We start from the raw sequence: 23,298 nt of genomic DNA on the forward strand, positions 1-23,298 counted from the left end.
ACAAAAACAGTCAGTCAGTCGTTGAGCAAGCGCCCGTGACGCAGCGCTTCGCGCCCCGCCACCTTGGCCAGCCAGAAACCGGGTTGGGCATAGCGCAGCCGTTCAATGGCAAACAGCACCCCGGACGTACCAGCACACACCGTGCTGACCCGATCGGACAAAGGATCGATCACTTCAAAAATCTCGTCACCGGCCTCGACCCATTCGCCGGGTTGACGCAAAAAGCTCACCACACCGGGGTGCGGCGCCAACAGCAATTCGGTGCCCTCGAACGGCATGCCTTCGCACGGTTCGTGAGCAGGGTTCGGCCACTCGCCCGTGATCAGACCCTGCTCGGCAAGGAACGCCAGAATGCCTTCAGCCCAGGCCTCGGCATCCGCGCGATCGGTGTCGGCTTGACCACCCAATTCGATGGTGGTCGCCAGACAGGCCAGCGGAATCTGCGCGTCCGGGAACTGCCGCGACAGACGCAGCCACGGCAGCGAGCAAGCCTCGTCGAAGGAGCTGCCACCGGAATCTTCCGCCAGCAGACCGACCTTCACATTCAGGTGCGCCGACAACGAACGCCACTGCGGCCAGTGCTGCGGCAGCGCATACATGTGCAGCGCGGCTTCGGCGTCGCAGTGCAAGTCGAGCACCACGTCGGCGGTGCAGGCGTGGCTCAGCAGCACACGCTGCATACCTTGCAACTGGCTGCTCGCCTCGGGCAATGCGGCCAGATGATCGGCCATCGCCTTACGGATCAGACGCACATTGGCGTGTGGATCATCACCAAGACGTTCGGCCAACGCCGCCGCAACCGGCGCGCTCAGCTCGACGAAATCACGGTTGAAATTCTTGCCGCTGCCGGCCTCGAAACGACCCTGATGATTGCCTTGCAGCAATTGCCCGAGCCCCAACGGGTTAGCCACCGGCACCAGTTCGATGACACCGTTGAGCTGACCTTTGGCTTCGAGTTCGCCGAGGCGCTTTTTCAGCTCCCAGGCGGTGCGCATGCCCGGCAATTCGTCAGCGTGGAGGCTGGCCTGAATGTAGGCTTTGCGCTCGCCGCTACCGAAGCGGAACACCGAGACTTTGCGCTCGCTGCCCAGGTGGCTCCACGGCAATAGGTGGTCGATGCGTTCCATATCAGTGCTTCCGCGGCGCGAGGTAGCTCAACCAGCGGCGCTCGGCCAGCTTGAACAGCTTCACCAGAATGAAAGTCAGGCACAGGTAGAACACGCCAGCAGTGATGTACGCCTCGAACGGCAGATAGAACTGCGCGTTGACGGTACGCGCAGCACCCGTGATGTCGATCAAGGTCACGATGGACGCCAGACTGGTGGTCTGCAACATCATGATCACTTCGTTGCTGTACTGCGGCAGCGCCCGGCGCAGGGCCGATGGCAGCAGGATGCGCTTGTACATCTTGAAGCGCGACATGCCCATGGCCTTGGCCGCTTCGATTTCACCGTTCGGCGTGGCCTTGAGGCTGCCGGCAATGATTTCAGCGGTGTAGGCGCTGGTGTTGATCGCGAACGCCAGGCACGCACAGAACGTTGCGCTAGACAGCCACGGCCACAAGAAACTTTCGCGTACCGCTTCGAACTGCGCCAGACCGTAGTAGATCAGGAACAGTTGCACGAGCATCGGCGTGCCACGAATCACGTAAGTGAAAAGCCACGCCGCGCCGTTGACCACGGCATTTTTCGAGACGCGCATCAGCCCCAGCGGCAGGGCCGCCAACAGACCGAAAAACAGCGACAGCGCGAGCAGTTTGAGGGTGGTCAGCAGGCCGCCAAAGTACAGCGGCAGAGCCTCCCAAATGACGTTGTAGTCGAAGATCATAGATCAGCCGCCCTTACGCCTACCGAGTAGCGCTTCTCAAGGTGACGCAATGCCAGCAACGAGACACTGGTGATCACCAGGTACATCGCCGCCACTGCGAGGAAGAAGGTAAAAGGCTCGCGCGTGGCGTCTGCCGCCTGCTTGGCCTTGAACATCATGTCTTGCAGACCGACCACGGAAATCAGCGCCGTCGCCTTGGTCAGTACCAGCCAGTTGTTGGTGAAGCCGGGAATCGCCAGGCGAATCATCTGCGGCACCATCACCCGGAAGAACACCTGAAAACTGCTCATGCCGTACGCCATGCCCGCTTCGGCCTGACCTTTGGGGATCGCCATGAACGCGCCACGGAAAGTTTCCGACAGGTACGCACCGAAGATGAAACCGAGGGTGCCGATACCGGCGGCCAGCGGGTTCAGGTCGATGTAGTCGTCATAACCGAGCATCGGTGCAACACGGTTGAGCAAGTCCTGACCGCCGTAGAAGATCAGCAGGATCAGCACCAGATCGGGAATCCCGCGGATCACCGTGGAATACAGATCGCCCAGCCACGCCAGCCAACGAATCGGCGACAGGCGCAACGCGACACCGATCAGCCCGAGAACGATGGCCAGAGCCATGGACGACAAGGCGAGCTGAAGCGTCAGCCATGCGCCATCGAGGATGACAGCCCCGTAGCCTTTCAACATGATTCAGGTCCTCGAAAGTTGGGATGAAAAAATGGCGCAAACCGCAGAGATCCTGTTGCTTGCGCCATTTCGGACTTGTCGCAGAGACGTCTTACTTGCCGTAGATATCGAAGGCGAAGTACTTGTCCTGGATTGCTTTGTATTTGCCGTTTTCACGGATGGCCGCGATGGCCGCATCGATCTTGCCTTTCAGCGCGTCGCCCTTACGGACTGCGATGCCTACGCCGTCGCCGAAGTATTTGACGTCGGTGAACGCCGGGCCTGCAAACGCGAAGCCTTTGCCGGCGTCGGTGTTCAGGAAGCCATCTTGCAGCAAGGTGGCGTCAGCCACGGTGCCGTCGAGGCGACCGGCAGCCACGTCGAGGTAGATTTCGTTCTGCGAGCCGTACGGCTTGATCTCGGCACCCAGTGGGGCCAGGACTTCGCGGGCGAAACGCTCGTGGATCGAACCACGTTGTACGCCGATGTTCTTGCCCTTCAGCTCGCTCAGGTTTTCGCTGACCTGAGTGCCGGCCTTCATGACCAGACGCGCCGGGGTGTTGTAGTACTTGTTGGTGAAGTCGACAGACTTCTTGCGATCTTCAGTGATCGACATGGACGACAGGATCGCGTCGATCTTGCGCACTTTCAGTGCCGGGATCAGACCGTCGAACTCTTGCTCGACCCATACGCACTTGACCTGCATCTGCTCGCACAGGGCGTTGCCGATGTCGTAGTCGAAACCAACGATGCTGCCATCCGGCGCTTTCGAAGCGAACGGAGGGTAAGCCGCTTCGATACCGATTTTCAGAGGTTTTTCGTCAGCGAAGGAATTCAGCGACAGCACGGACAGTGCCAGGGCGCCAAGCAGCACAAGTTTCTTCATCTTGGGACTCCATCGGTAAAGGGCAAAAACGGCAGAGTGAGCGACAGCCCAATATGCGAATGGGTGAATCGGGAAATCGGTTGCTGCATCGGTGGGAAATTTCCCATTGAAACCTTCAGAGATTTCAACGTCAGCCACGATGAGCGAGTGATCGGCATTCTAACGACAGGCCCGAAGCCGATATTTCTTCAATGCGACAACTAATTACAGATGCACAGAGAAAGCGACTTGAGCTCATTGACAGCCCCGCAAATTCATGCAAGAGCGAAAGACAGTGAACCGATCTATGCTGCAAATTGCGGGCCTATTATTCGCAAACCCTTCTAATCCGGCAAGCGCAGCGTTGTGTCTTATTTTTTATCGGGGGTTTAGAGGCTCTAAAACGGGGCGATGCGTTTCTGTTTGCCCCGGTTTTGCGCAGGCGGTTACACATTCGGTTACGTGGAAGTTGCTGGGTAACAGCGGGAAAGGGCTTACGGCGCTGGTCGATAATTATTGGTTGGGGGAGGCGTTTTCCGACAAGGGACTAAATCAGCGCCTGACAGATTGCCTTCGCGAGCAAGCCCGCTCCCACAGTTTTGATCGCATTCCAACTGAAGAAACCCGTTTCAAACTGTGGGAGCGGGCTTGCTCGCGAAGGGGCCGGCAAAATCACCACAAAACCTGCTGACACAAAAAAGCCCCGCCCGGCATACACCGGACGAGGCTTTTTACTTTCAGACCTGCTACTTAAGCAACATTCATGGTCTTGTGCGTATCAATCAAATGCTGCACCACACCCGGATCCGCCAGCGTCGAGATATCCCCCAACCCGTCGTATTCCGCCGTAGCAATCTTGCGCAGAATGCGGCGCATGATCTTGCCCGAACGAGTCTTCGGCAGCCCCGGCGCCCACTGGATCACGTCCGGTGAAGCAATCGGGCCGATCTCTTTGCGCACCCAGTTTTTCAGTTCCAGACGCAGTTGCTCGCTCGGCTCCTCGCCATTCTTCAGGGTGACGTAGACATAAATGCCCTGCCCCTTGATGTCGTGCGGCACACCGACCACCGCCGCTTCGGCGACTTTCGGATGCGCAACCATCGCACTTTCGATCTCGGCCGTGCCCATACGGTGGCCGGACACGTTGAGCACGTCATCGACACGCCCGGTGATCCAGTAGTAACCATCGGCGTCACGACGCGCGCCGTCACCGGTGAAGTACATGCCACGGAGAGTCTTGAAGTAGGTATCGACGAAGCGGTCATGGTCGCCGTACAAGGTGCGCGCCTGACCTGGCCACGAATCGAGAATCACCAGATTGCCTTCAGCTTCGCCCTCGATGATGTTACCGAGGTTGTCGACCAGCGCCGGCACCACACCGAAGAACGGTCGCGCCGCCGACCCCGGCTTCAGCGCATGGGCACCCGGCAGCGGGCTCATCATGTTGCCGCCGGTTTCGGTCTGCCACCAGGTATCGACGATCGGGCAACGCGACTTGCCGACATTCTTGTAGTACCAGTCCCAGGCTTCCGGGTTGATCGGCTCGCCCACCGAGCCGAGCAGACGCAGACTGCTGCCATCTGCGCCTTCAACAGCGGCTTGACCCGAGGCCATCATTGCGCGGATCGCGGTCGGCGCGGTGTAGAGGATGTTGACCTTGTGCTTGTCGACGATCTTCGCCACCCGGGTGATGTCCGGATAGTTCGGCACGCCTTCGAACAGCAGCGTGGTCGCCCCATTGGCCAGCGGGCCGTAGACGATATAACTGTGGCCAGTGACCCAACCGACGTCGGCGGTGCACCAGTAAACTTCGCCCGGACGGTAGTCGAACACGCGCTCGTGGGTCATCGCCGCATACAGCAAGTAACCGCCAGTGGTGTGCTGCACGCCCTTCGGCTTGCCGGTCGAGCCGGAGGTATAAAGGATGAACAGCGCTTCTTCGGCACCCATCTCTTTCGGCGCGCAGACAGTGCCTGCCACTTTCATCAGGTCTTCGTACCAGATGTCGCGATGCTGGTTCCACTTGATGTCGCCACCGGTGCGCTTGCACACGATGACTTTCTGGATGCTGCTGGTTTCCGGGTTGGTCAGCGCGTCGTCGACGTTGGCCTTCAGGGAAATCTTCTTGCCGGCACGAATGCCTTCGTCAGCGGTGATCACCACTTTCGAGCGGCAATCAATGATGCGACCGGCCAGAGCCTCCGGCGAGAACCCGCCGAACACCACCGAGTGAATCGCGCCGATCCGGGTGCAGGCCAGCATGGCGACCACGGCTTCGGGAATCATCGGCATATAAATGGTCACCACGTCGCCACGGTGCACGTCCTGACCACGCAGGGCGTTGGCCAGTTTGCACACTTGTTCATGCAGTTCGCGATAGGTGATGTTGCGGCTTTCGGAAGGATCGTCGCCTTCCCAGATGATTGCGACTTGATCGCCGCGCTCGGCCAGATGGCGGTCGAGGCAGTTGTAGGAAACGTTCAGGGTGCCGTCGGCAAACCACTTGATGTCGACATGGTGATCGTCGAACGAAGTCTGTTTCACCGTGGTGAAAGGCTTGATCCAGTCGAGACGCTTGGCTTGCTCGCGCCAGAAACCGTCAGGGTTGACGACCGACTGCTGGTACATGGCTTTGTAGGTCGCCTCGTCAGTCAGCGTGTTAGCCAGAACCTCGGGACGAACGGGATACAGAGAAGCCGCACTCATCTTTCCTACCTCGGTGTAATAGTTGTTTTTGTATGACCCTGTTGTAACGGGGCCGGGCCCATAGAACCATTCGACGATGGTAGTAACAAGCCCCTACAAAGCGTCCACCTACCCCAAACGCAAGCCCCACGCCGCTTGTTCAGACACCCCACACCCCCTGTGGGAGCTTGCCTGCAAGCGATTCAGACAACTCGGTCCCACAGACAAAACACCCGGTTATCAATCTCCATCTCAAGGGATTGTTACCAAATCTGCCAAAGGTGTTTATCAAAACCCCCTCTGTTTACCCCCACCCCGCCTCCCTAAAATTCACCTCGCCGACAAGGCAAACGCGATTAACAACGTTACAGCCCCCACGAAGGCCGTTAATCCAGCTCTCAAGCAATAACTGCAAACGATGAAGTTCCACACGCAACCCTAAAAAGGTTGCGTGACCCCACTCGACCTCAAAAAGGTAAATCTGAAATGAAAGCTTTATTGGTTCTGGCCCTCAGCAGTCTGTGCGCAACCGCCATGGCAGACGAGGTCCCGACTGATGTTGCACAGCAAAAACCGGCCATCGAGGAATACACCTACTCGACCCACCTGGACATCGCCAACGTTGTATCGATGAGCGAAATTCCAAATGTCTGCGAAGTTGTTCCAATGAAAATGGAATACGACGACTCCACCGGCCAACGTCACATCCTGCGTTACAGCGTCATGGGCAACGGCTGCACCAATTGATGCGTTGAGACTGCACCGAATTGGATCTCTCAGCGCTTCATTGAGGGTCAATTCCAGCCCGACTTCGGTCGGGCTCAGTTGTGTCTGGAGTCGTGCAAAAGGCTTGCAAAACACAAGATATAGTGAAAAACGCGGTTTTTTGCTCAATTCTTGAACAACCAAAGCCCCGCTAAAAAATTAATCAAAAAAAATTCTCAGACGCCAACATCGGCGAAAGCCCTGTAAACCCTCGCTCCGACTGAAATCCCCTTCCTACTCGACCGCCCTGCGCGCATTCGCCCTCCCCCACGACCACAATTTTTTCCCTATAATGCCGCCCTAATCGGGTCAGCAATATTCCCTTACAGGGATCAAAAGCCATTCTGAAGCCCCGCAGACGCGTTCAACGCGAACTGCGCCCGTCAGAGGCTCTCGGAAACCCGTACAAAATTCTGTTTGATGCCTGCGTTTAGCTGCTGCAAAGAACGATTCCTTTAGATCCAACGCGGTCTGTACGACCGTGTGAAAAACCAACCAATCAGGTTTCACACGGGCGACAGGCCCTCACGCAGGAGACGACACGTCATGCTGAGCTGGGACGAATTCGACAAAGAAGACAGTGAAGTAGCAGCAGTGAAAGGCGCCAACGCCGGCCACGCTACTGAAGCCAACATGGACCGCCTCGACAACGCCGGCGGTGCCGCGGCACTCGAAGCCCGCGCCGTCACCGCCGCCGACTCGGCCGCCGTGGCCCGCGCCAAGGCTGCACTGAACTCCCTCGACGTCGCCGAAGGCCTCGCCGAACTCGAAGGCGCCTCCGCCCGTGTCGCCGTTGACGAAAAGCGCATGATCAACTGCCGCGCCGACCTCAACCAACTCGTGCCATTCAAGTACGACTGGGCCTGGCAGAAATATCTGGACGGTTGCGCAAACCACTGGATGCCGCAAGAAGTCAACATGACCGCCGACATCGCCCTCTGGAAAGACCCGGAAGGCCTGACCGACGACGAGCGTCGCATCGTCATGCGCAACCTCGGCTTCTTCTCCACCGCCGACTCCCTGGTTGCCAACAACCTGGTCCTGGCCGTGTACCGCCTGATCACCAACCCGGAATGCCGCCAGTACATCCTGCGCCAGGCTTTCGAAGAGGCGATCCACACCCACGCCTACCAATACTGCATCGAATCGCTGGCCATGGATGAAGGCGAAATCTTCAACATGTACCACGAGATCCCATCGGTAGCCAAAAAGGCAGCCTGGGGCCTGAAATACACCCGTTCGATCTCCGATCCGAAGTTCGAAACCGGCACCCCGGACACCGACAAAGAGTTGCTGCGCAACCTGATCGCCTACTACTGCGTTCTGGAAGGCATCTTCTTCTACTGCGGCTTCACCCAAATCCTCTCCATGGGCCGCCGCAACAAAATGACCGGCGTCGCCGAGCAGTTCCAATACATCCTGCGCGACGAATCCATGCACCTGAACTTCGGCATCGACGTGATCAACCAGATCAAAATCGAAAACCCACACCTGTGGGATGCCGAAATGAAAGAAGAAGCGACCCAGATGATTCTGCAGGGTACGCAGCTGGAGATCGAATACGCACGTGACACCATGCCTCGTGGAGTATTGGGCATGAACGCGGCGATGATGGAGGACTATCTGAAGTTCATCGCTAACCGTCGTTTGTCGCAGATCGGCCTTAAAGAGGAATATCCAGGGACGACTAACCCGTTTCCTTGGATGAGCGAGATTATGGACTTGAAGAAAGAGAAGAATTTCTTTGAGACTCGCGTGATCGAATACCAAACTGGTGGTGCGTTGAGCTGGGACTAATAGTCTCGCTTGGCATGATTTGACGATTGCTGCCTCAATCGACGAGTCGAGAAAGCAAAAAGCCCCGATCTGATCGGGGCTTTTTTATGGGCGATGGGTAAAACTTTTTACGCCTACGCCACAGCGCTCACTCTCCTACAGCACTTACAGTCGCTTCCCATTGAAGCGTGCTGCGAGCGCTACTAAGCTCTATCGCAGGTGCCTAAGAAACGCCCAACGTAGATAGCTTGGTCAGTGACACAGACGCGTAATTCGTCGGTGGCAACGGCTCTGCTCGTTGGAATTTCTTAGGTCCGCTCTACGTTGGGGTCAGGCCCTCTCAAATCCAAAACGTAGAGGTCATAGATATGTCTGATCCATGCTCGGTAACAGTCTTCTCTCGCCACAATCTTTCTCTACACGCCCTTCTACTCGAAAACCAGCCATGGTTTTCCGCCCGTGATGTCGGCCGTTTGATGGGTTTCCATCTGAATGGTCGGGTGGTCAACAAGCTAGATAGCGACCAGCGCCGCGTCATGTGGATTGAGTACTTTCGAGAACCTGAACAGCAACTGATGCTCAGTGAATCTGGGGTGTATGCGCTGTTGGTGTATCACTACGTACCGGGGAATCGGTTGTTGCGGGAGTGGCTGACCAACGAGGTAGTGCCGACCTTGCGCGATGCGGAGGATTCAGGAGATTCGAATCGGCCAATGTTGAGCTTGTTGGATTGGCCGGAGATGTCATTGAGCTTGCTGCATTGGCAAGATGAGGGCTGGATTCGACTTCGGGATATGCCTTACCTGTTGAATGATCAAAATCCACGTCGAGCTTCTCTAGAGAAACCCTGGTGGCGACGGGTTACGCAGATTTTTCAGTCCTCGAAGCACTCGATGGGCTAGGGATGGGTTTGTAGGATCCCGCAGGATCCGTCGCTTTTTTATGTAGGATTTTTCGTAGACAGAAGTGATGGCCACTCAGTATCGTCCGAGGGTTTTCAACCCTCGGCGACTGTATGGATATCTCGAAAGAAAAGACTGGCTGGAGCGATGAAGAGCTAGAGGCTTCGGTGGACGCTTATCTGAAGATGTTTGCTCTTGAGCAGCAAAAGCAGCCATTCAAAAAGGCAGACGAAAACCGTCTATTGCGTGAAGGCCCGCTAAACAAACGCAGTGCCTCCTCCGTCGAGTACCGCATGCAGAACATCTCTGCGGTGATGGAGCAATTGGGGCAGCAGCGAATTACCGGCTACGTTTCGGCAAAGAACCTTGGTTCTGGCGTGAGTAAACGGATCAAGGAATTCCTCGCGAAGAAGGGCATCCACGCATTACGAAAAGGCGAACAGCGAGCTGTTACATTTACTCCGCTTCAGTTGGTCGAGGTCACTGCACCTCAACAGAATGAAGCGCCAGTGGGCGTTCTTAACCCTAAAGAGACGACCTCCACTGTCGTGAGACTTGCCCGCGCCCAGAGCGTAAAGAAATGGGTACTCAAGCACTCCCAAGGCATTTGTGAAGGTTGCGGGCAAACCGCACCATTCGTTAGTGCAAACGGCCGCCCCTTTCTTGAAGTCCATCATGTTAAGCACCTTATTGATGGCGGAACCGACCGCATATGCAACACGGTCGCGCTGTGCCCGAACTGCCATCGTCGTTGCCACCATTCCAGCGATAAAAAAGAGTTCACCGCTGAGTTTTATAAGAAAGTCGAGCGGTTGAGGCCTGAATAGAGGATCAAACTTGTGCCGAGGAATCCCAACGTCCCAAAGACTCTGCACTGACCTCCAAATCAAACAGCGACATTTCCCAACCTCATCCAAGAACCGTCCTACAGCCTCAATGCATCACCTTCGTTAACGTCGCCCGGCTTCTTTCCGGTGCGACCGATAAATGAACGAAAGGATGATCAGTGGCTGGCAAAAAGGATATTCCCCGGGTCAGAAACCCACCTTCAGGCGACGGGCATCACGTTACCTACCGATTCATGAACGCGACCGAACTGGCCGAGCGCGAAGCCAGGCAGAACGCTTATGAGGCCATGTTGGCCCGGCAGGATGCGTTTGAGCGCAGCCGGCAGGTCGCTGGCAAAAAAGACGACGCGGTTCGGGCCGGATGCGTGTTCGCGAAATCTTGCAAGCTGCCGGACGCGATCATTGATTACTCGAATCCCTCCGGGATGGTGCCGACCGACAGTCTGAGGGATTACGGCGAATTCGCGTTGCTCGGTACCCGCAAGGCCGATGATGCCGGACTACAGAACCTGCAGACCATCAGCGGCAGTACCGTTTCACTCGGTGTTGGGCGTCTTGCTCTTCGAAGCCCGACACTCGCCACGCCAGCGATAGGTCTTGGAGCCGCCATTGGCGCTACCGGTGCCGCACTCATGTCCAGCATGGTCGCTTTGCTCTGGACGCCCAGCCTGGGTGACAGCGCTCTCTACACCGAGGAACAATTGCGCGCCCTCAAGCAGGCCCGCACCCGAGTTCGCCTGAGCATCGAGCAAAAAACCGATGGCAGTCTCAAAGGTTATGCCTTCTACACCGGCAAGAATCGCGACTGGGAAATGGTCGATGTCGTGAAACTGGAAAAACGGGACAGTCAGTACGTCGCGAATCTGGGTGAAGGCGTCGAGCTGATCTGGACACCCGCCGTTGACGGCTCCGACATCCTCGGCATTCCTGCTCTCGAAGCTGCCCCGCGGGCACCTCATATCTGGGTTTACCCGCCAACGAAAGCGGCCAACGACATCCTTGTGAATCCGGTTTACCCACCGGAGTACAAGGATTTCATTCTGGTGTTTCCGGAGAGTTCGGGCGTAAGGCCGGTTTATATTGTGGTGAGTGTTTCTGATCACAAATATCATCCGGCACCCAAAGGATTAAGTGCGTTTCCCGACGCAACACCAGCAAAACAGAAGACCAGGGTCAAAGGACGAGGTACTCGTATGCGTTGGAAAACCAAGGATGGGCAAATTCTGGAATGGGATTATCAACATGGAGCAGTAGAGATGTACGACAAACGCGGTCGGCATCTGGGCGAATTCGATGCTGACACTGGTGAGCAGAACAAACCGGCCGATTCAAAGAGAAGGATAGAACCATGACTCACGTAATTTATGCGTTTGATCGATCCACCGAAGCTCTGATTTTCGAAGTGCCTATCTCGGCTGAGGATATCGAGCAGCTGCGAGTCATCATGAAATGGAATGACGCAGAAGACGAACTCTACGGTTACGATCTTGATTTTCAGCAGCTAGCGCAACTGGAAACGCTAACCGGAAATTACTTCTACGATCCTCAATACGATTACCAACTCGCTAGCTACGAACATTAAAAGTTCAGGGCAACCCAGCGACGGCACGTGGATAGTAGAACCATGATCTACCTAATCGAGGCATTTGATAAAGAAAGCGGTTTCCTGGCTTTTGAAGAGAAACTCCCGAGTGGATCAGATCAGGCGATAAAAACCATCATGGGATGGACGGTGGAACAGCAAGGATGGGAGGGATACGATCTCTCGCACGAACAGCTTGGAGCCCTGGAAAAACTACTGGGAAAAGAAATCTATAACCCTGCTTATAAATTCCAGCTCAGCTCCAATGTGTAAATGACGGGTCTGACACCGGTGAGCATGACAAACCGATTGGTCCAGAGAGATTCCGCATCATCCTGAAAACAATCAGTGCAACCCGCGCCGCCTCCCGCTATTAATACCCCTCCCCCACTCAAGGATCCGAGCCCCACCATGAAATTCGATCTCGCCTACTGCCTCAGCCTCGACGACAAGTTGTCGATCTATGATGTTCGCGATCTCAATTTCGATGAGACGGTTGCCTTCGACTCGGCGAAGGAACACTTCCAGTGCCCCAACGATGCCTGTCGTTCGGCGTTCGAGGCTTCCAACGAGTTGGGTACGTTCAACGCCAAGAATGTGAATTACGTGCGCACGCCGCACTTCAAGAATCTGCCCACGACGCAGCATGTAGCGGGCTGTCCGTATGTAAGTTTGAAGGCTTCAGCGTCTGGCGTTGAGACTGCGGATGGCGAGACTGATGACGGTCGCGAGGAACACTTCCCATCAGAGTTGTTGCTGACCCGGCGTGAGTATGTGCGCAAGCCTGTCGCGCCAGCGGGGGCGGCGGATGTGTTGCGGGATGATCCAGTTCGGGTGGCGGCGGACAGTGGTAAAGAGTCGGCGAGTCGTGAGTCGGCGCCGGACAAGACCAGTGTGTTTGCGCATCCGGTGGAGTGTTTTGTTTCCAACTTCGCCGACAAGGAGTTGCTCAAGCGGATGCCGTTGAAGGTCGGTGAGCATTCGGCGCCGTACAGTTCGTTCTTCAAAAAGATCGAGTATCTGACGGACAACAAGGGGCTGATTTACTGGGGGCGGATCAAGAAGATCGAGGACTTCCACAGTGCCAGTTTTCGTATCGATTTCGAGGACAAGGTCTGGTTCAAGAAGCCGGAAGACAGCAAGAAGAAGCCGTATCCAGTCAGCGTTTATCTGAACAAGAAGCTGATCGACAACTACCGCAAGCGCAAGGCGTTTCTGGAAGAGATCAAGCACGCGGTGGATAGCGACAAGGCGTTGTTCTGTTTCTTCTATGGGGTGACGCCGGAGTTGAAGCAGGTGCCGGGCAAGAAGAACCCCGAAAAGCCTTTCGAGGTCTTCAATGCCAATATCGAGAACCTGGATCACTTCATCATCCGTGAAGCGCCGGGTCTGGAGTGACGGTCAGCCCTGGGGTAGTTGCAAGTTGACGGCGCCGGGGTGTTGTTTGATCAGCGAGTACGGCAGGATCGACCAGTCAGGTGAATCGCAGGCTCGCTCTACGCGGGCGAAATATGCGCCCAAGTACAAACCTTTTTCTGTGAAGTGCCAGTTGGAATAGCTCCAGTTGTCTTCATTGGTGAAGTCGCAACTGTCTTCATCTCCCTCCGCCGGTTTCTTCATTTCATCCGGGTACAACGCGGTGAGTTGTTTGATCAGCCACGGCATAAATACTTCGCGTTGATACTTGGAGCGCGCGGCATCTTCGGCCTCGGTCAACGGCTGGTCACCGCCTCGGTAACGGTCGGCGTGAAGGATTGGTTGGCCCTCGCCCACCCAAAGCACGTCTTCGAGCGACAACGGATGGCCGGTTTTCACATCGATGTTAAGTGGGGAGTCGCCGAAGTCCGGGTGTGCGCCGCCGCAGTCGTAGCTGGTGGAAATGTTCAGGCTGATGACACTGGGCGAGATAAACGTCGGGGTGACGTCCTGGAGGAATTCGGCATAACCGCGGCCGCGCAACTGGCAACCGTAGTAACTGATGGCCTCGTCCCACAAGCGGCCGAGCAACTGCTGGTTGACCCGTTGCAGATCCTCTTTTGGCATCCCGGACTCGATGCTGAACATGGTCATCTTGGTATCAGGCTCTTCCCACCATTGCAGGGAGTAGCCCATGAAGTCCTGCTTTTTCCCGGTTTTGAGTTTCAGGCCCTGAAGCCGCAGATATTCGTAAGGCTCGGTCTTGGGCAACTTGGCGATGTAAGGCAATGCATTCGCCGGCACTTCGGGAAGTGGCGTATCGGTGACCAGTACGGGCAGTTTTTTGCCTTTTGGGTTTTGCCATTCGCCCTTCCAACCGCCATCTATCTGTTGCAGTTTCAGCGTCGGTAACGGTTTGCCCGGTTCCATACGATCGCTGCCCTCTGTGAGCAGCAAGACGTCATTTTTATAGGTGCCGTTAAGCTCTAGATCACGGTGAAATTTCTCGTAGAAGTAGCGACCGGTAACTTGCTCCGGGTCACTGGTATCGACTTCGAAGACGATCGGCATTTTGCCCAGCGTGCCGGTGAACACCATGCGGTTGTCTTCGGCGTGCACGGTGGACAGTATTGAGAACAGCGCAGCGGTGTATGGCGCCAGGCGCATCAGTCCCTTGAGCATTGATCTATCCTTGAAAGAGGCGGAGGCCGTGCCGGCATTGGAAGACTGGCACGGATAAATTCGCGGCGATTATGGCGGGGTTACGCTTGGTAATCGAGGGTCTGCGCTTGAAAGATAACGCCACCTCAAGGCAGTTGCAGTGCAACCCCACCCGGATGTTGTTTGACGATTGTGTACGGCAGAACGCTCCAGTCCACGAATCCGCAGACCGCCGCGACGTGGGCAAATGATGGCTCGATCTTGATGCCCTGTTCCGTGAAGTGCCAACCCGGATAATGCCAGGGATAATCCTCGTCGTAGCCGCAATCGTTTTCACCCCCGGGGGTGACGGTCATTTCGGTTGGGTAGAGTTTCAGCAACTGTGCGACCAACCAGGGTGCCAGTTCAGTGGCGCGGTAGTTCGACCACGCTGTCGAAGACCCGGGTGAGCCCGCGGCGAAATCTTCATATTCCTCGTAGTGCAACGGCTTGCCCTGCCCCACCCACAAAACATCATCAAGGGTCAGAAGATTGCCTGTTTTGGTATCGATGTTGAGCGCGTCGTGGCTTTGATCCGGATAGGCGCCACCACAGTAATAGCCCGATGAAATCCGCACACTCATCACGGTGGACGACATCCACAGTGGCTGGCTCCACTGCGCGTAACTTCCGGAACAGCCATAAGAAGACAATACTTCGCCCCACAAACGCGCCATCAATTTTTGGTTGATACGTCGACGCTCTTCGAGGGAGTAACCAGACACCACTTCAAACAGGGAAGTGTCAGTCTTCGGCTCGGTCCACCACTGCAGCGTGTAGCCCATGAAGGTGTCGGTCTTGCCTTTTTTGAGTGTGACGCCTTGCAGCCGCAGATATTCGTAAGGGTACTTGTCGTGAAGCGTGGTGAAAAAAGGCAAGGCATCGGCGGGTACTTCGGGGATAACGGCTGGCTCTAACTCGATCTTCAGGGTTTTACCCGCAGAACTTGTCCACTCGCCACTCCAACCATGAGTTGTCGGCTGCAGACGAAGGGTCGGACGCGAGTCCTCCATTCGCGAACCTTCTTCCAGCACCAGTGTTTCCCCGTCCAGGGCACCGTCGAGTGGCAGATCCTTGCGGTACTTCTTATAGAAGTAACGACCGTCTCCAGTACGAGGATTTATTTCGAGGACGATGGCCGCTTTACCCAGGGTGCCGCTGTAGACCTGCGCGCCGTTGTCGGCCCGAGTTGCCGTCGAGACAAATAACCCCGTCAGTAAAAGAGCAGCGAAAAGGCGTATCAGTCCTCGGAACATCACTTCATCCTTGAATAAACGAGCAACTGCCCGCGAAAAATAGCCGTGGATTATGTCGACGTTGCGCGGGGGAATCGAGCGCCTTCGGCCTCAGCTCAAGCACATGCTGATCATCACCATCAGCAGCAGTCCGATGTAGACCCGCGCATGCACCCGATCCGGAATACGCCCGATCCACGGCGTAGCCAGTCGAATCCCCAGCAACGAACCAACCGTCAGCAGCGCAAACGCCAGCAGATCCACATACCCGACAAACCATGGCCCCAGGTCTGTCTCGCTGAAACCGGCCAGCGCCATGTACGTCAGGGTTCCCGCCAGTGCCACCGGCACACTCAAAGGATTGGCCATGGACGTCGCTTGGGACATGCTCAGCCCGCAACGGCGCAGTAGCGGCACGGTCATGACGCTACCTCCTACACCGAGAAACGTCGCAATGGCGCCAATGCCTACACCGCCGACGGACGTTTCGGTAGTGCCGAGTCGACGCGGGATGACGCCTTCCGTGTGTGTGAGGAATCCGCGCCTGATCAAGCAATCGATGATGGTGACAGCAAGGTAGGCGATGAAGGCATAGCGAATGACTTCACCGCTGACCCACACCGCCGCGATCGCGCCGACAACCGCACCCAGTGCGATGAACCCGCCCAACGGCCACAGGTAATGGCAGATCAGGTTGCCGGCGCGACGGTGTTTGTCGGTGGCGATCAGGGCGTTGACGATCATTACGCAGGTCGAGGTAGCAACGGCGATGTGCATGGCCGATTGGCCGATGGGGTCGTCGGCGCCGTGGCTGGCGGTGAGCATGCGATAGAGCAGCGGCACGACGACGAAGCCACCGCTGAAGCCAAAGAGCACGGCGGTGATGCCGGTAAGGCAGCCGAAGAGTGTCAGCAGAAGATAGAACATGGCGCGTCGTCCGGTGGTAGAGAGCGGTCGACGATAGAACGCCAGCGCTTGGCCTGCTTCAGCAAGTCAGCCAATAATGTTTGCGTTTACGCCAAACGTTCAGGATCACTCGATGCGCAATGTTTCGATCAATCTGCTGGATGACACGCCGCGCCCGGTGGTGGCGATCGGTACGGATTATTCCCACGGACATTTGCTGCCTTTTCATACGCATCGGCGGGCGCAGTTGCTGTACGGCGCAACCGGGGTGATGCAGGTCAGCACCCATGACGGCAACTGGGTCGTGCCGCCGCAGCGGGCGGTGTGGATTCCACCGGGGGTGGCTCATGAGGTGCTGATGCTCGGGGTCAGTACTCGCAGCTTGTACATCGAGCCCGGTGCAGTGGATTTGGGCGAGCGCTGCCAGGTGATCAGCGTTTCGCCGTTGATGCGGCACTTGTTGATGGAGGCGGTGGAGTTGCCGTTGGCTTATGACGCGTCGGGACGCGATGGCGTGTTGATCAATCTGTTGCTGCACGAACTGGCGCGCAGCGCTCCATTGCCTCTGCACATTCCGCTGCCGGCTGAAGGAAAGCTGCTCGCGCTGTGTCAGAACTTTCTCCATCAACCCAATGCCCATCAGTCGCCGCAGCACTGGGCCGACCAGTTACACATAAGCTTACGCACCTTCAACAGAGTGTTTCGCCAGCAGACCGGGTTGAGTTTCAGCCAATGGCGGCAGCAGGCCTGTGTGGTACTGGCGCTGGCGCGTCTGGCCGCGGGTGAAGCGGTGACGCGGATCGCCCTGGACTTCGGTTATGAAAGCCCGGCGGCGTTCTCGACGATGTTCCGGCGCATTCTCGGTCAGGCACCGTCCGTCTGGTTGGAGGCGGCGAATTAGGGAAAATCAAAAATTGCGTTTGATCCCGGCCAAAAACAACTGTACAAAAACACAGTACACTTTCAATCAGCACTCTTGAGCCCGGAGCACACCATGGCCTCTCTTGCGATGAACCACATCCTCGAACGCATTGCCCTTTTCCAGTTCACCCCGACTCACTGCGTCCAGGCCCGAGCGATGTTGGGCTGGAGCGTGGATCAGCTGTCGCGGGAGGCCGAGGTTTCGGCGGAAGACATTCAGCGCTTTGAAGCGCAGCAAGAGGTGGCGGATGCGGCGCGTCTGGCGTTGGCTTATCGGCTTGAAGCGCAGGGGCTGGTGTTCTTTCCCGGGTTTGCGCCGGGGCGTAGTGCGAGTCTGAATGCAATGGCTGCGGAAACGGCGGGGCGTGGGGATTATGCGATGGCGGAGTGAGCATTTGCTGAGTAAGCAGTTGTGGTGAGGGGATTTATCCCCGACGATCCGCGAGCGGCCCTCGAAGAAGTGGCCTGCTGCGCAGTCCATCGGGGATAAATCCCCTCACCACAAGATCAACATCAGCTCTCACTGATTGGCATCAGGCGTTCTGCACCACCGCCCCACTCTCACCTTCAACCGCCAACCACCAGGCATTCCCGCGTTGTGGTTGAGCGATGTTGAACGCTTCACCCATTTGCGGCGTGGTGATCGAAACGCTGCGCTCCCAGGCGAGCGCCAGTATCCGGTCGAACGGTTCGTGCCAGGCATGCATTGCCAGGTCGAACGTGCCGTTGTGGATCGGAAACAGCCAGCGGCCCTTGAGGTCGATGTGGGCTTGCAGGGTTTGTTCTGGTTGCATGTGCACGTGTGGCCATTCGACGTTGTAGGCGCCGGTTTCCATCAGGGTCAGATCGAAGGGGCCGAACTGTTCGCCGATGCGTTTGAAGCCGTCGAAGTAGCCGCTGTCGCCGCTAAAGAAGATTCGGGTATCGCCGTCGATCATCACCCACGAGGCCCACAGTGTGCTGTTGCCATCGAACAGACCACGGCCGGAGAAGTGCTGCGACGGCGTGGCGATAAAGCGAATGCCGGCGACCTCAGTGCCCTGCCACCAGTCGAACTGGCGGATTTTGCTGGCGTCGATGCCCCATTTGATCAGGGTGTCACCGACGCCCAGCGGAGTCAGGAAGACGTTGGTCTTGGCGGCGAGTTTGAGCACCGCGGCGTAATCGAGGTGGTCGTAATGGTTGTGCGACAGGATCACCGCTTCGATAGGCGGCAACTGGTCGATGCTGATCGGTGGCTGGTGAAAGCGCTTCGGCCCGGCCCATTGCACTGGTGAAGCACGCTCGGCGAAGACCGGATCGGTGATCCAGAACTTGTCCTGCATTTTCAGCAACAGCGTGGAATGGCCGAGGCGCCAGACACTGTGGTTGGGTGCTGCCAGCAGATCTTCCCGGCTCAGCGATTGCACCGGGATCGCCGCAGCGGGCCGGGTGTTGCGCGGTTTGTGGAAAATCATGTTCCACATGATCCGCAGCATCTTGCGCACGCCTTCGCGCTGCACCGGCGCATGGTTGCGGAACAGCCCTTGATCCTGTCGAGAGGCTTCAGGCGTGGATGTTTTATCCGGGAGGGAAACTGGATTGGCCATGACTGAATGACTCCAGAAACACCGTGCAATTCACGGCGTTTCACGATGGGACGATAAATGGCCAAGGCACGCACGCATCAGCCGGACTTTCTGTTTTTTAGGTTGCGTGGATTAACGCAACATTACACTGGTCGGTGTAGTTTCTAGGTTGCAGCAAAGCTGCCGACAAGTAAACTGCCAAGTGTAATTTCAATCTTTTCCTGCCGAAGCGTACTTATGACAGCTCCACAGCGCCTCACCGACCGCAAACGCGAAGCCATCATTCAGGCGTCGATTGCCGAATTTCGTGCCAATGGTTTCGAAATCACCAGCATGGACAAAATCGCCGCCACCGCCGGGGTGTCGAAGCGCACGGTGTACAACCATTTCCCCAGCAAGGAAGAACTTTTCGCCGAAATTCTCAACCAGTTGTGGGCGCGAATCAGCGCAGAGCAGTCGGTGTCCTATAGCCCTGACCAACCGCTGCGCGATCAATTGCGGCAGATGCTGCAGGCCAAGGTGCAGATGATGGCGGACGAAAACTTTCTGACGCTGGCACGGGTGGCGATTGCGGCGACGATTCACTCCCCTGAGCGCGCGCAAAACATGGTCGAGCGCATGGGTGAGCGCGAGGAGGCAATGACCGTGTGGATCCGCGCCGCGCAGGCCGATGGCAGGCTGAAACCGGTCGATCCTGAGTTTGCCGCGCATCAGGTACAGGGCTTGCTGAAGACTTTTGGCTTCTGGCCGCAAATGTCGATGGGCCGTGCAGCCCTCGATGCCGAGATGCAGACCACCGTCGTGGAGTCGGCGCTGGAAATGTTTCTGGCGCACTACCAGCTCTGAAACGCCGTTCTCCTGCGCGTCTCACCGATTAAATGGCTCGGAAGGACACTGATTATTCCCGTTGGAATAAATGACAATGTCCGACAATTGGCCGACGGACGGTCTGCCTGAGGAAAATACTGCAAAGTATTTCAGGATGAATTTCGCGCAGGACATCATGGAAAACCAACGCGGCAAGGGTTTGTCATTCGCCAGACGCATTTACCTGCCAAGGGCTATCGGGCTGGGCGTCGGTTTTTTCAGCGTGGCTGCAGCGCTGTATCCGTTGAACATGCCAGCCTGGCTCTGGGTGTTGCTGGTATTTAACGGTTTTCTCTGGCCGCATCTGGCGTTTCAAGTGTCGACCCGCTCGGCATTCCCCTATCAGGCCGAGCGCCGCAATCTCTTGTACGACTCGTTGTGTGGCGGGTTCTGGACAGCGTGTTTCCAGTTCAACCCGCTGACCGCCGTGACCATTCTGTCGATGATGACCATGAACAACGTCGCCGCCGGTGGCCGTCGCCTGTTCATCTTCGGCGCCCTCGCCCAAGTCGCCGGCGTCTTGCTTGGCGGACTGCTGTTCGGTTTCAAATTCAGCCTGAGCATGACCCAAACCCAGGTCTGGGCCTGCCTGCCGATGCTGACCCTTTATCCCCTCGCGCTCGGGATGGTCTGTTACCAGTTGGCAATCAAACTGGCTCAACACAAACGCGCCCTGAGTGCACTGAGCCGCACCGACAGCCTGACGGGACTGCTCAATCACGGCGCCTGGAAAGACCTGCTGCACCTGAAGTTCCAGCAGTGCCGCCAGCACAATACCAACGCCATTCTGGCGCTGATCGATATCGATCATTTCAAAGTGATCAACGACAGTTACGGCCACATCGTCGGTGATGCCGTGCTGCAACAACTGAGTCGCGAGCTCAAACGCCTGCTCGATGAATACGAAATGGCCGGGCGCTACGGAGGGGATGAGTTCTGCGTGATTCTGCCGAATCTGCCGCTGAGCAAAGCCGAAGCCTTGATGGAGCAACTGCGTCAGGCATTGGACCAATACCGTCATGCCGATGTGCCGCAATTGCGGGTCAGCCTGAGCATTGGACTGGCGCGTTTTCAGTCGTCCTACAGCGATGCGATTGCCTGGCTGGATGATGCCGACAAAGCGCTGTACACCGCCAAACACACCGGTCGCAACACCATCAGCGTGGCGCTGAATCACTCGGCGACAGGTGCCGGTATTTAGCCCCAGCCGATCATGGCAATCGCAGTGCTCGCCCCAATTCATCGAACAGCGTGACCACCGAGCGCAATGCCCGGCAATCCGGGCGAGTCAGCAGCCACAACGCCGTATCGCAACCTTGCAACGGCTCACTCAGCGGCTGCAGCCCTTCATTGATCAGGAAGTCCGGCAACGCCGCCACCCCCATCCCGGCACGCACCAGTTCGGTGACCGACAGCATGCTGTTGCAACGATAACCCGGCGTAACGCCCGGCAACTGCTGACGACGCCAGGCGATGGTCGGGTGATCGGGCAGAAAGTCATCCGGGGCGATCCACGTGAGGGCGGCCTGATCCGCCGGATCATGCTTTTGCAGATAACGCTGACTGCCGCAGACCCGGTAGGAAATCTTCGCCAATTGTCGTCCGACCAGATGTTCCGGAGGCGTGCGCGTCAGGCGCAGGGCGATGTCGGCGTCGCGACGGCTGAGGTTGGCGAAATCGTTGGAAGTGCTCAGTTCGATAGTCAATGCCGGGTAGTTCGGCATGAATTGCGCCAGTGCCGGCAACAGCAAACCTTGCAACACCGAATCGGTGCAGGTCAGGCGCACCGTGCCGCTGATCACTTCGCCGCCCTGCTCCACGCCGATACGTGCGGCGTCCAGCGCCTGCTCGGCGCGTTCTGCCTGTTCGGCGAGGGTTTGCGCGAGTGTGGTCGGCAGGTAACCGGCACGGCTTTTTTCGAACAGTTGCTGGCCGAGGGCGGCCTCTAGCCGGCGCACCGCGCGGAACACCGTCGACACGTCTACTTTTAACAGCTGCGATGCCCGGGCCAGAGAGCCGCCGCGCACCAAGGCGAGGATCAGAGCGAGGTCAGGGTAGTCGAGCCGATAGTGCGTCGCTGCATTGATCACTTGGGGAAACGCCAATATTGAGTGCGTGAACGCCAATCTATAGTGAGCGCCAGCCACGGACAATCGCATTCTTGCGACAACACACCACAGCAGAAAGGAAATCCCATGGACGCCATTTCCATCGCCCTGATCGGCGATTACGACCCGCAAGTGACCGCGCACCAGGCCATTCCCGTGGCCCTTGGTCGGGTGGCAGAACACCTCGGCCGCCCTCTTGTTTTCAAATGGCTGGGCACCGATCAGATCGACGCTAACACCGAGCTGACAGCATTCGACGGCTTCTGGTGCGTCCCGGCCAGCCCCTACAAAAGTGAAGCCGGTGCGCTGCGGGCGATCCGTTTTGCCCGCGAGCAACTGCGTCCTTTCCTCGGTACCTGCGGCGGTTTTCAGCATGCGGTGCTGGAATTTTCCCGCAACGTATTGGGCTGGGCCGACGCAGAACATGGCGAAACCTCGCCAGACTCAAAAAGAGCGGTGCTCACGCCGCTGACCTGTTCGCTGGTCGAAGCCATGGACAGCATTCATCTGGTGGCCGGTTCGTTGATCGCCCAAGCGTACGAAACGTCCGAGATTCGTGAAGGTTATCGCTGCCGCTTCGGGGTGAATCCGCAGTTCGAACGTGAATTTTTAAACAATCGGCTACAGGCCGTGGGTCATGATTCGACGGGGGACTTGCGGGCGATTGAGTTGGAGGGGCATCCGTTTTTCGTCGCCACGCTGTTTCAGCCTGAACGCGCAGCGCTCAAGGGCCAGACACCACCGCTGGTGCGGGCGTTTGTCAAAGCGTGTGCGGAGCAATGCCGATGAAGCCGAATACCGATTGCTTCGCGGTCATTTTCACCTCGACCCGTACCGAGGGTGACAACGGTTACGCCGCGGCCTCCGAGCGCATGATGGAACTGGTCAGCCAGCAGCCGGGGTTTCTCGGCATTGATTCGATTCGCGGGGCTGATGGTGTGGGGATCACTGTGTCGTACTGGGACAGTGAGTCGGCAATTCTGGCGTGGCGCAACCATCCCGAGCACCGGGTGATTCAGAAGCGCGGCCGGGATGTCTGGTATTCGGCGTTTCAGACGCGGGTGTGTCGGGTTGAGCGCGAGTATCGCTTCGGTCATTGAGTGCGATGGCGCGCAGTAGGCCGTCTTCGCGAGCAAGCCCGCTTCCGCAGGGGAACGCATTC

The 23,298-nt window shown here is 57.3% G+C and carries 24 protein-coding genes; 14 read left to right on the plus strand and 10 right to left on the minus strand.

The annotated features are described in order from the left end of the window. Nucleotides 1–14: 14 nt before the first annotated feature. From F2P67_RS07415 to acs, 5 genes are all read right to left on the minus strand, one after another. A complete protein-coding gene (locus F2P67_RS07415) occupies nt 15–1,127 on the minus strand; it encodes a M14 family metallopeptidase (protein WP_166218999.1) in 1,113 nt (370 codons plus the stop codon). A 1-nt stretch (nt 1,128) separates the two neighbouring features. Further along, on the minus strand, nt 1,129–1,827 hold the full coding sequence (locus F2P67_RS07420) for an ABC transporter permease (protein WP_166219001.1): 699 nt from the start codon (nt 1,825–1,827) through the stop codon (nt 1,129–1,131). After that, nucleotides 1,824–2,513, minus strand: coding sequence for an ABC transporter permease (locus tag F2P67_RS07425; RefSeq protein WP_003227287.1), 690 nt, complete (start codon nt 2,511–2,513; stop codon nt 1,824–1,826). Before F2P67_RS07425 ends, F2P67_RS07420 begins: the two co-directional genes overlap by 4 nt. A gap of 91 nt (nt 2,514–2,604) precedes the next feature. Beyond that, nucleotides 2,605–3,378 (minus strand): ABC transporter substrate-binding protein, encoded by a 774-nt coding sequence (locus F2P67_RS07430; protein ID WP_166219003.1) that lies wholly within the window; start codon nt 3,376–3,378, stop codon nt 2,605–2,607. 729 nt (nt 3,379–4,107) lie between these two features. After that, a complete protein-coding gene (gene acs / locus F2P67_RS07435) occupies nt 4,108–6,063 on the minus strand; it encodes an acetate--CoA ligase (RefSeq protein ID WP_166219005.1) in 1,956 nt (651 codons plus the stop codon). A gap of 465 nt (nt 6,064–6,528) precedes the next feature. On the opposite strand from acs, the gene F2P67_RS07440 reads away from it, so the two are divergent. The 8 genes from F2P67_RS07440 (at nt 6,529) to F2P67_RS07475 (ending at nt 13,313) form a co-directional block, all read left to right on the plus strand. Beyond that, the gene (locus tag F2P67_RS07440) at nt 6,529–6,789 is read left to right on the plus strand and encodes a DUF2790 domain-containing protein (protein ID WP_166219007.1); all 261 of its coding nucleotides are present in this window, start codon (nt 6,529–6,531) and stop codon (nt 6,787–6,789) included. Nucleotides 6,790–7,353: 564 nt separating this feature from the next. Further along, a complete protein-coding gene (locus F2P67_RS07445) occupies nt 7,354–8,604 on the plus strand; it encodes a ribonucleotide-diphosphate reductase subunit beta (protein ID WP_166219009.1) in 1,251 nt (416 codons plus the stop codon). 347 nt (nt 8,605–8,951) lie between these two features. Next, a complete protein-coding gene (locus tag F2P67_RS07450; protein ID WP_166219011.1) occupies nt 8,952–9,485 on the plus strand; it encodes a BRO-N domain-containing protein in 534 nt (177 codons plus the stop codon). A gap of 113 nt (nt 9,486–9,598) precedes the next feature. Then, nucleotides 9,599–10,312 (plus strand): HNH endonuclease, encoded by a 714-nt coding sequence (locus F2P67_RS07455; RefSeq protein ID WP_166219013.1) that lies wholly within the window; start codon nt 9,599–9,601, stop codon nt 10,310–10,312. A gap of 179 nt (nt 10,313–10,491) precedes the next feature. Beyond that, nucleotides 10,492–11,685, plus strand: a complete 1,194-nt coding sequence (locus F2P67_RS07460; RefSeq protein WP_166219015.1) for an S-type pyocin domain-containing protein — start codon at nt 10,492–10,494, stop codon at nt 11,683–11,685. Further along, complete coding sequence (locus tag F2P67_RS07465; RefSeq protein ID WP_166219017.1) at nt 11,682–11,915, plus strand: DUF7683 domain-containing protein; 234 nt, start codon at nt 11,682–11,684, stop codon at nt 11,913–11,915. Before F2P67_RS07460 ends, F2P67_RS07465 begins: the two co-directional genes overlap by 4 nt. A gap of 42 nt (nt 11,916–11,957) precedes the next feature. After that, nucleotides 11,958–12,188: a DUF7683 domain-containing protein gene (locus F2P67_RS07470; RefSeq protein WP_166219019.1), complete on the plus strand. Its 231-nt coding sequence runs from the start codon at nt 11,958–11,960 to the stop codon at nt 12,186–12,188. A 138-nt stretch (nt 12,189–12,326) separates the two neighbouring features. After that, a complete protein-coding gene (locus F2P67_RS07475) occupies nt 12,327–13,313 on the plus strand; it encodes a hypothetical protein (protein WP_166219021.1) in 987 nt (328 codons plus the stop codon). A gap of 3 nt (nt 13,314–13,316) precedes the next feature. On the opposite strand, the gene F2P67_RS07480 is transcribed toward F2P67_RS07475, so the two are convergent. The 3 genes from F2P67_RS07480 to F2P67_RS07490 form a co-directional block, all read right to left on the minus strand. Further along, complete coding sequence (locus tag F2P67_RS07480) at nt 13,317–14,513, minus strand: hypothetical protein (protein WP_166219023.1); 1,197 nt, start codon at nt 14,511–14,513, stop codon at nt 13,317–13,319. Between the two features lie 125 nt (nt 14,514–14,638). Then, on the minus strand, nt 14,639–15,787 hold the full coding sequence (locus F2P67_RS07485) for a hypothetical protein (protein WP_166219025.1): 1,149 nt from the start codon (nt 15,785–15,787) through the stop codon (nt 14,639–14,641). A 90-nt stretch (nt 15,788–15,877) separates the two neighbouring features. After that, nucleotides 15,878–16,693 carry a sulfite exporter TauE/SafE family protein gene (locus F2P67_RS07490; protein ID WP_166219027.1) on the minus strand — a complete coding sequence of 272 codons (816 nt, stop codon included), beginning with the start codon at nt 16,691–16,693 and terminating at the stop codon, nt 15,878–15,880. Nucleotides 16,694–16,805: 112 nt separating this feature from the next. Between F2P67_RS07490 and F2P67_RS07495 the strand changes: the two genes are divergently transcribed. Both F2P67_RS07495 and F2P67_RS07500 read left to right on the plus strand, forming a co-directional pair. After that, on the plus strand, nt 16,806–17,573 hold the full coding sequence (locus F2P67_RS07495) for an AraC family transcriptional regulator (RefSeq protein ID WP_166219029.1): 768 nt from the start codon (nt 16,806–16,808) through the stop codon (nt 17,571–17,573). Between the two features lie 93 nt (nt 17,574–17,666). Continuing rightward, a complete protein-coding gene (locus F2P67_RS07500) occupies nt 17,667–17,984 on the plus strand; it encodes a helix-turn-helix domain-containing protein (RefSeq protein WP_166219031.1) in 318 nt (105 codons plus the stop codon). 142 nt (nt 17,985–18,126) lie between these two features. Here F2P67_RS07500 and F2P67_RS07505 read toward each other — a convergent pair whose 3' ends face one another. After that, the gene (locus F2P67_RS07505) at nt 18,127–19,182 is read right to left on the minus strand and encodes an MBL fold metallo-hydrolase (RefSeq protein ID WP_166219033.1); all 1,056 of its coding nucleotides are present in this window, start codon (nt 19,180–19,182) and stop codon (nt 18,127–18,129) included. A gap of 216 nt (nt 19,183–19,398) precedes the next feature. On the opposite strand from F2P67_RS07505, the gene F2P67_RS07510 reads away from it, so the two are divergent. Together F2P67_RS07510 and F2P67_RS07515 are read left to right on the plus strand one after the other, a co-directional pair. Next, complete coding sequence (locus F2P67_RS07510; protein ID WP_166219035.1) at nt 19,399–20,007, plus strand: TetR/AcrR family transcriptional regulator; 609 nt, start codon at nt 19,399–19,401, stop codon at nt 20,005–20,007. A 157-nt stretch (nt 20,008–20,164) separates the two neighbouring features. After that, nucleotides 20,165–21,229, plus strand: a complete 1,065-nt coding sequence (locus F2P67_RS07515) for a diguanylate cyclase (protein WP_166219250.1) — start codon at nt 20,165–20,167, stop codon at nt 21,227–21,229. Between the two features lie 10 nt (nt 21,230–21,239). Here the strand turns inward: F2P67_RS07515 and F2P67_RS07520 are convergent, their stop codons facing one another. Then, on the minus strand, nt 21,240–22,187 hold the full coding sequence (locus tag F2P67_RS07520; RefSeq protein ID WP_425511018.1) for a LysR family transcriptional regulator: 948 nt from the start codon (nt 22,185–22,187) through the stop codon (nt 21,240–21,242). 36 nt (nt 22,188–22,223) lie between these two features. Between F2P67_RS07520 and F2P67_RS07525 the strand changes: the two genes are divergently transcribed. Both F2P67_RS07525 and F2P67_RS07530 read left to right on the plus strand, forming a co-directional pair. Further along, complete coding sequence (locus F2P67_RS07525) at nt 22,224–22,925, plus strand: CTP synthase C-terminal region-related (seleno)protein (RefSeq protein ID WP_166219039.1); 702 nt, start codon at nt 22,224–22,226, stop codon at nt 22,923–22,925. Further along, nucleotides 22,922–23,236 (plus strand): antibiotic biosynthesis monooxygenase family protein, encoded by a 315-nt coding sequence (locus F2P67_RS07530; protein WP_166219041.1) that lies wholly within the window; start codon nt 22,922–22,924, stop codon nt 23,234–23,236. The genes F2P67_RS07525 and F2P67_RS07530 overlap by 4 nt, the downstream gene beginning before the upstream one ends. Nucleotides 23,237–23,298 lie beyond the last annotated feature (62 nt).

The organism is Pseudomonas atagonensis (assembly GCF_011369485.1).
Taxonomy (GTDB): domain Bacteria; phylum Pseudomonadota; class Gammaproteobacteria; order Pseudomonadales; family Pseudomonadaceae; genus Aquipseudomonas; species Aquipseudomonas atagonensis.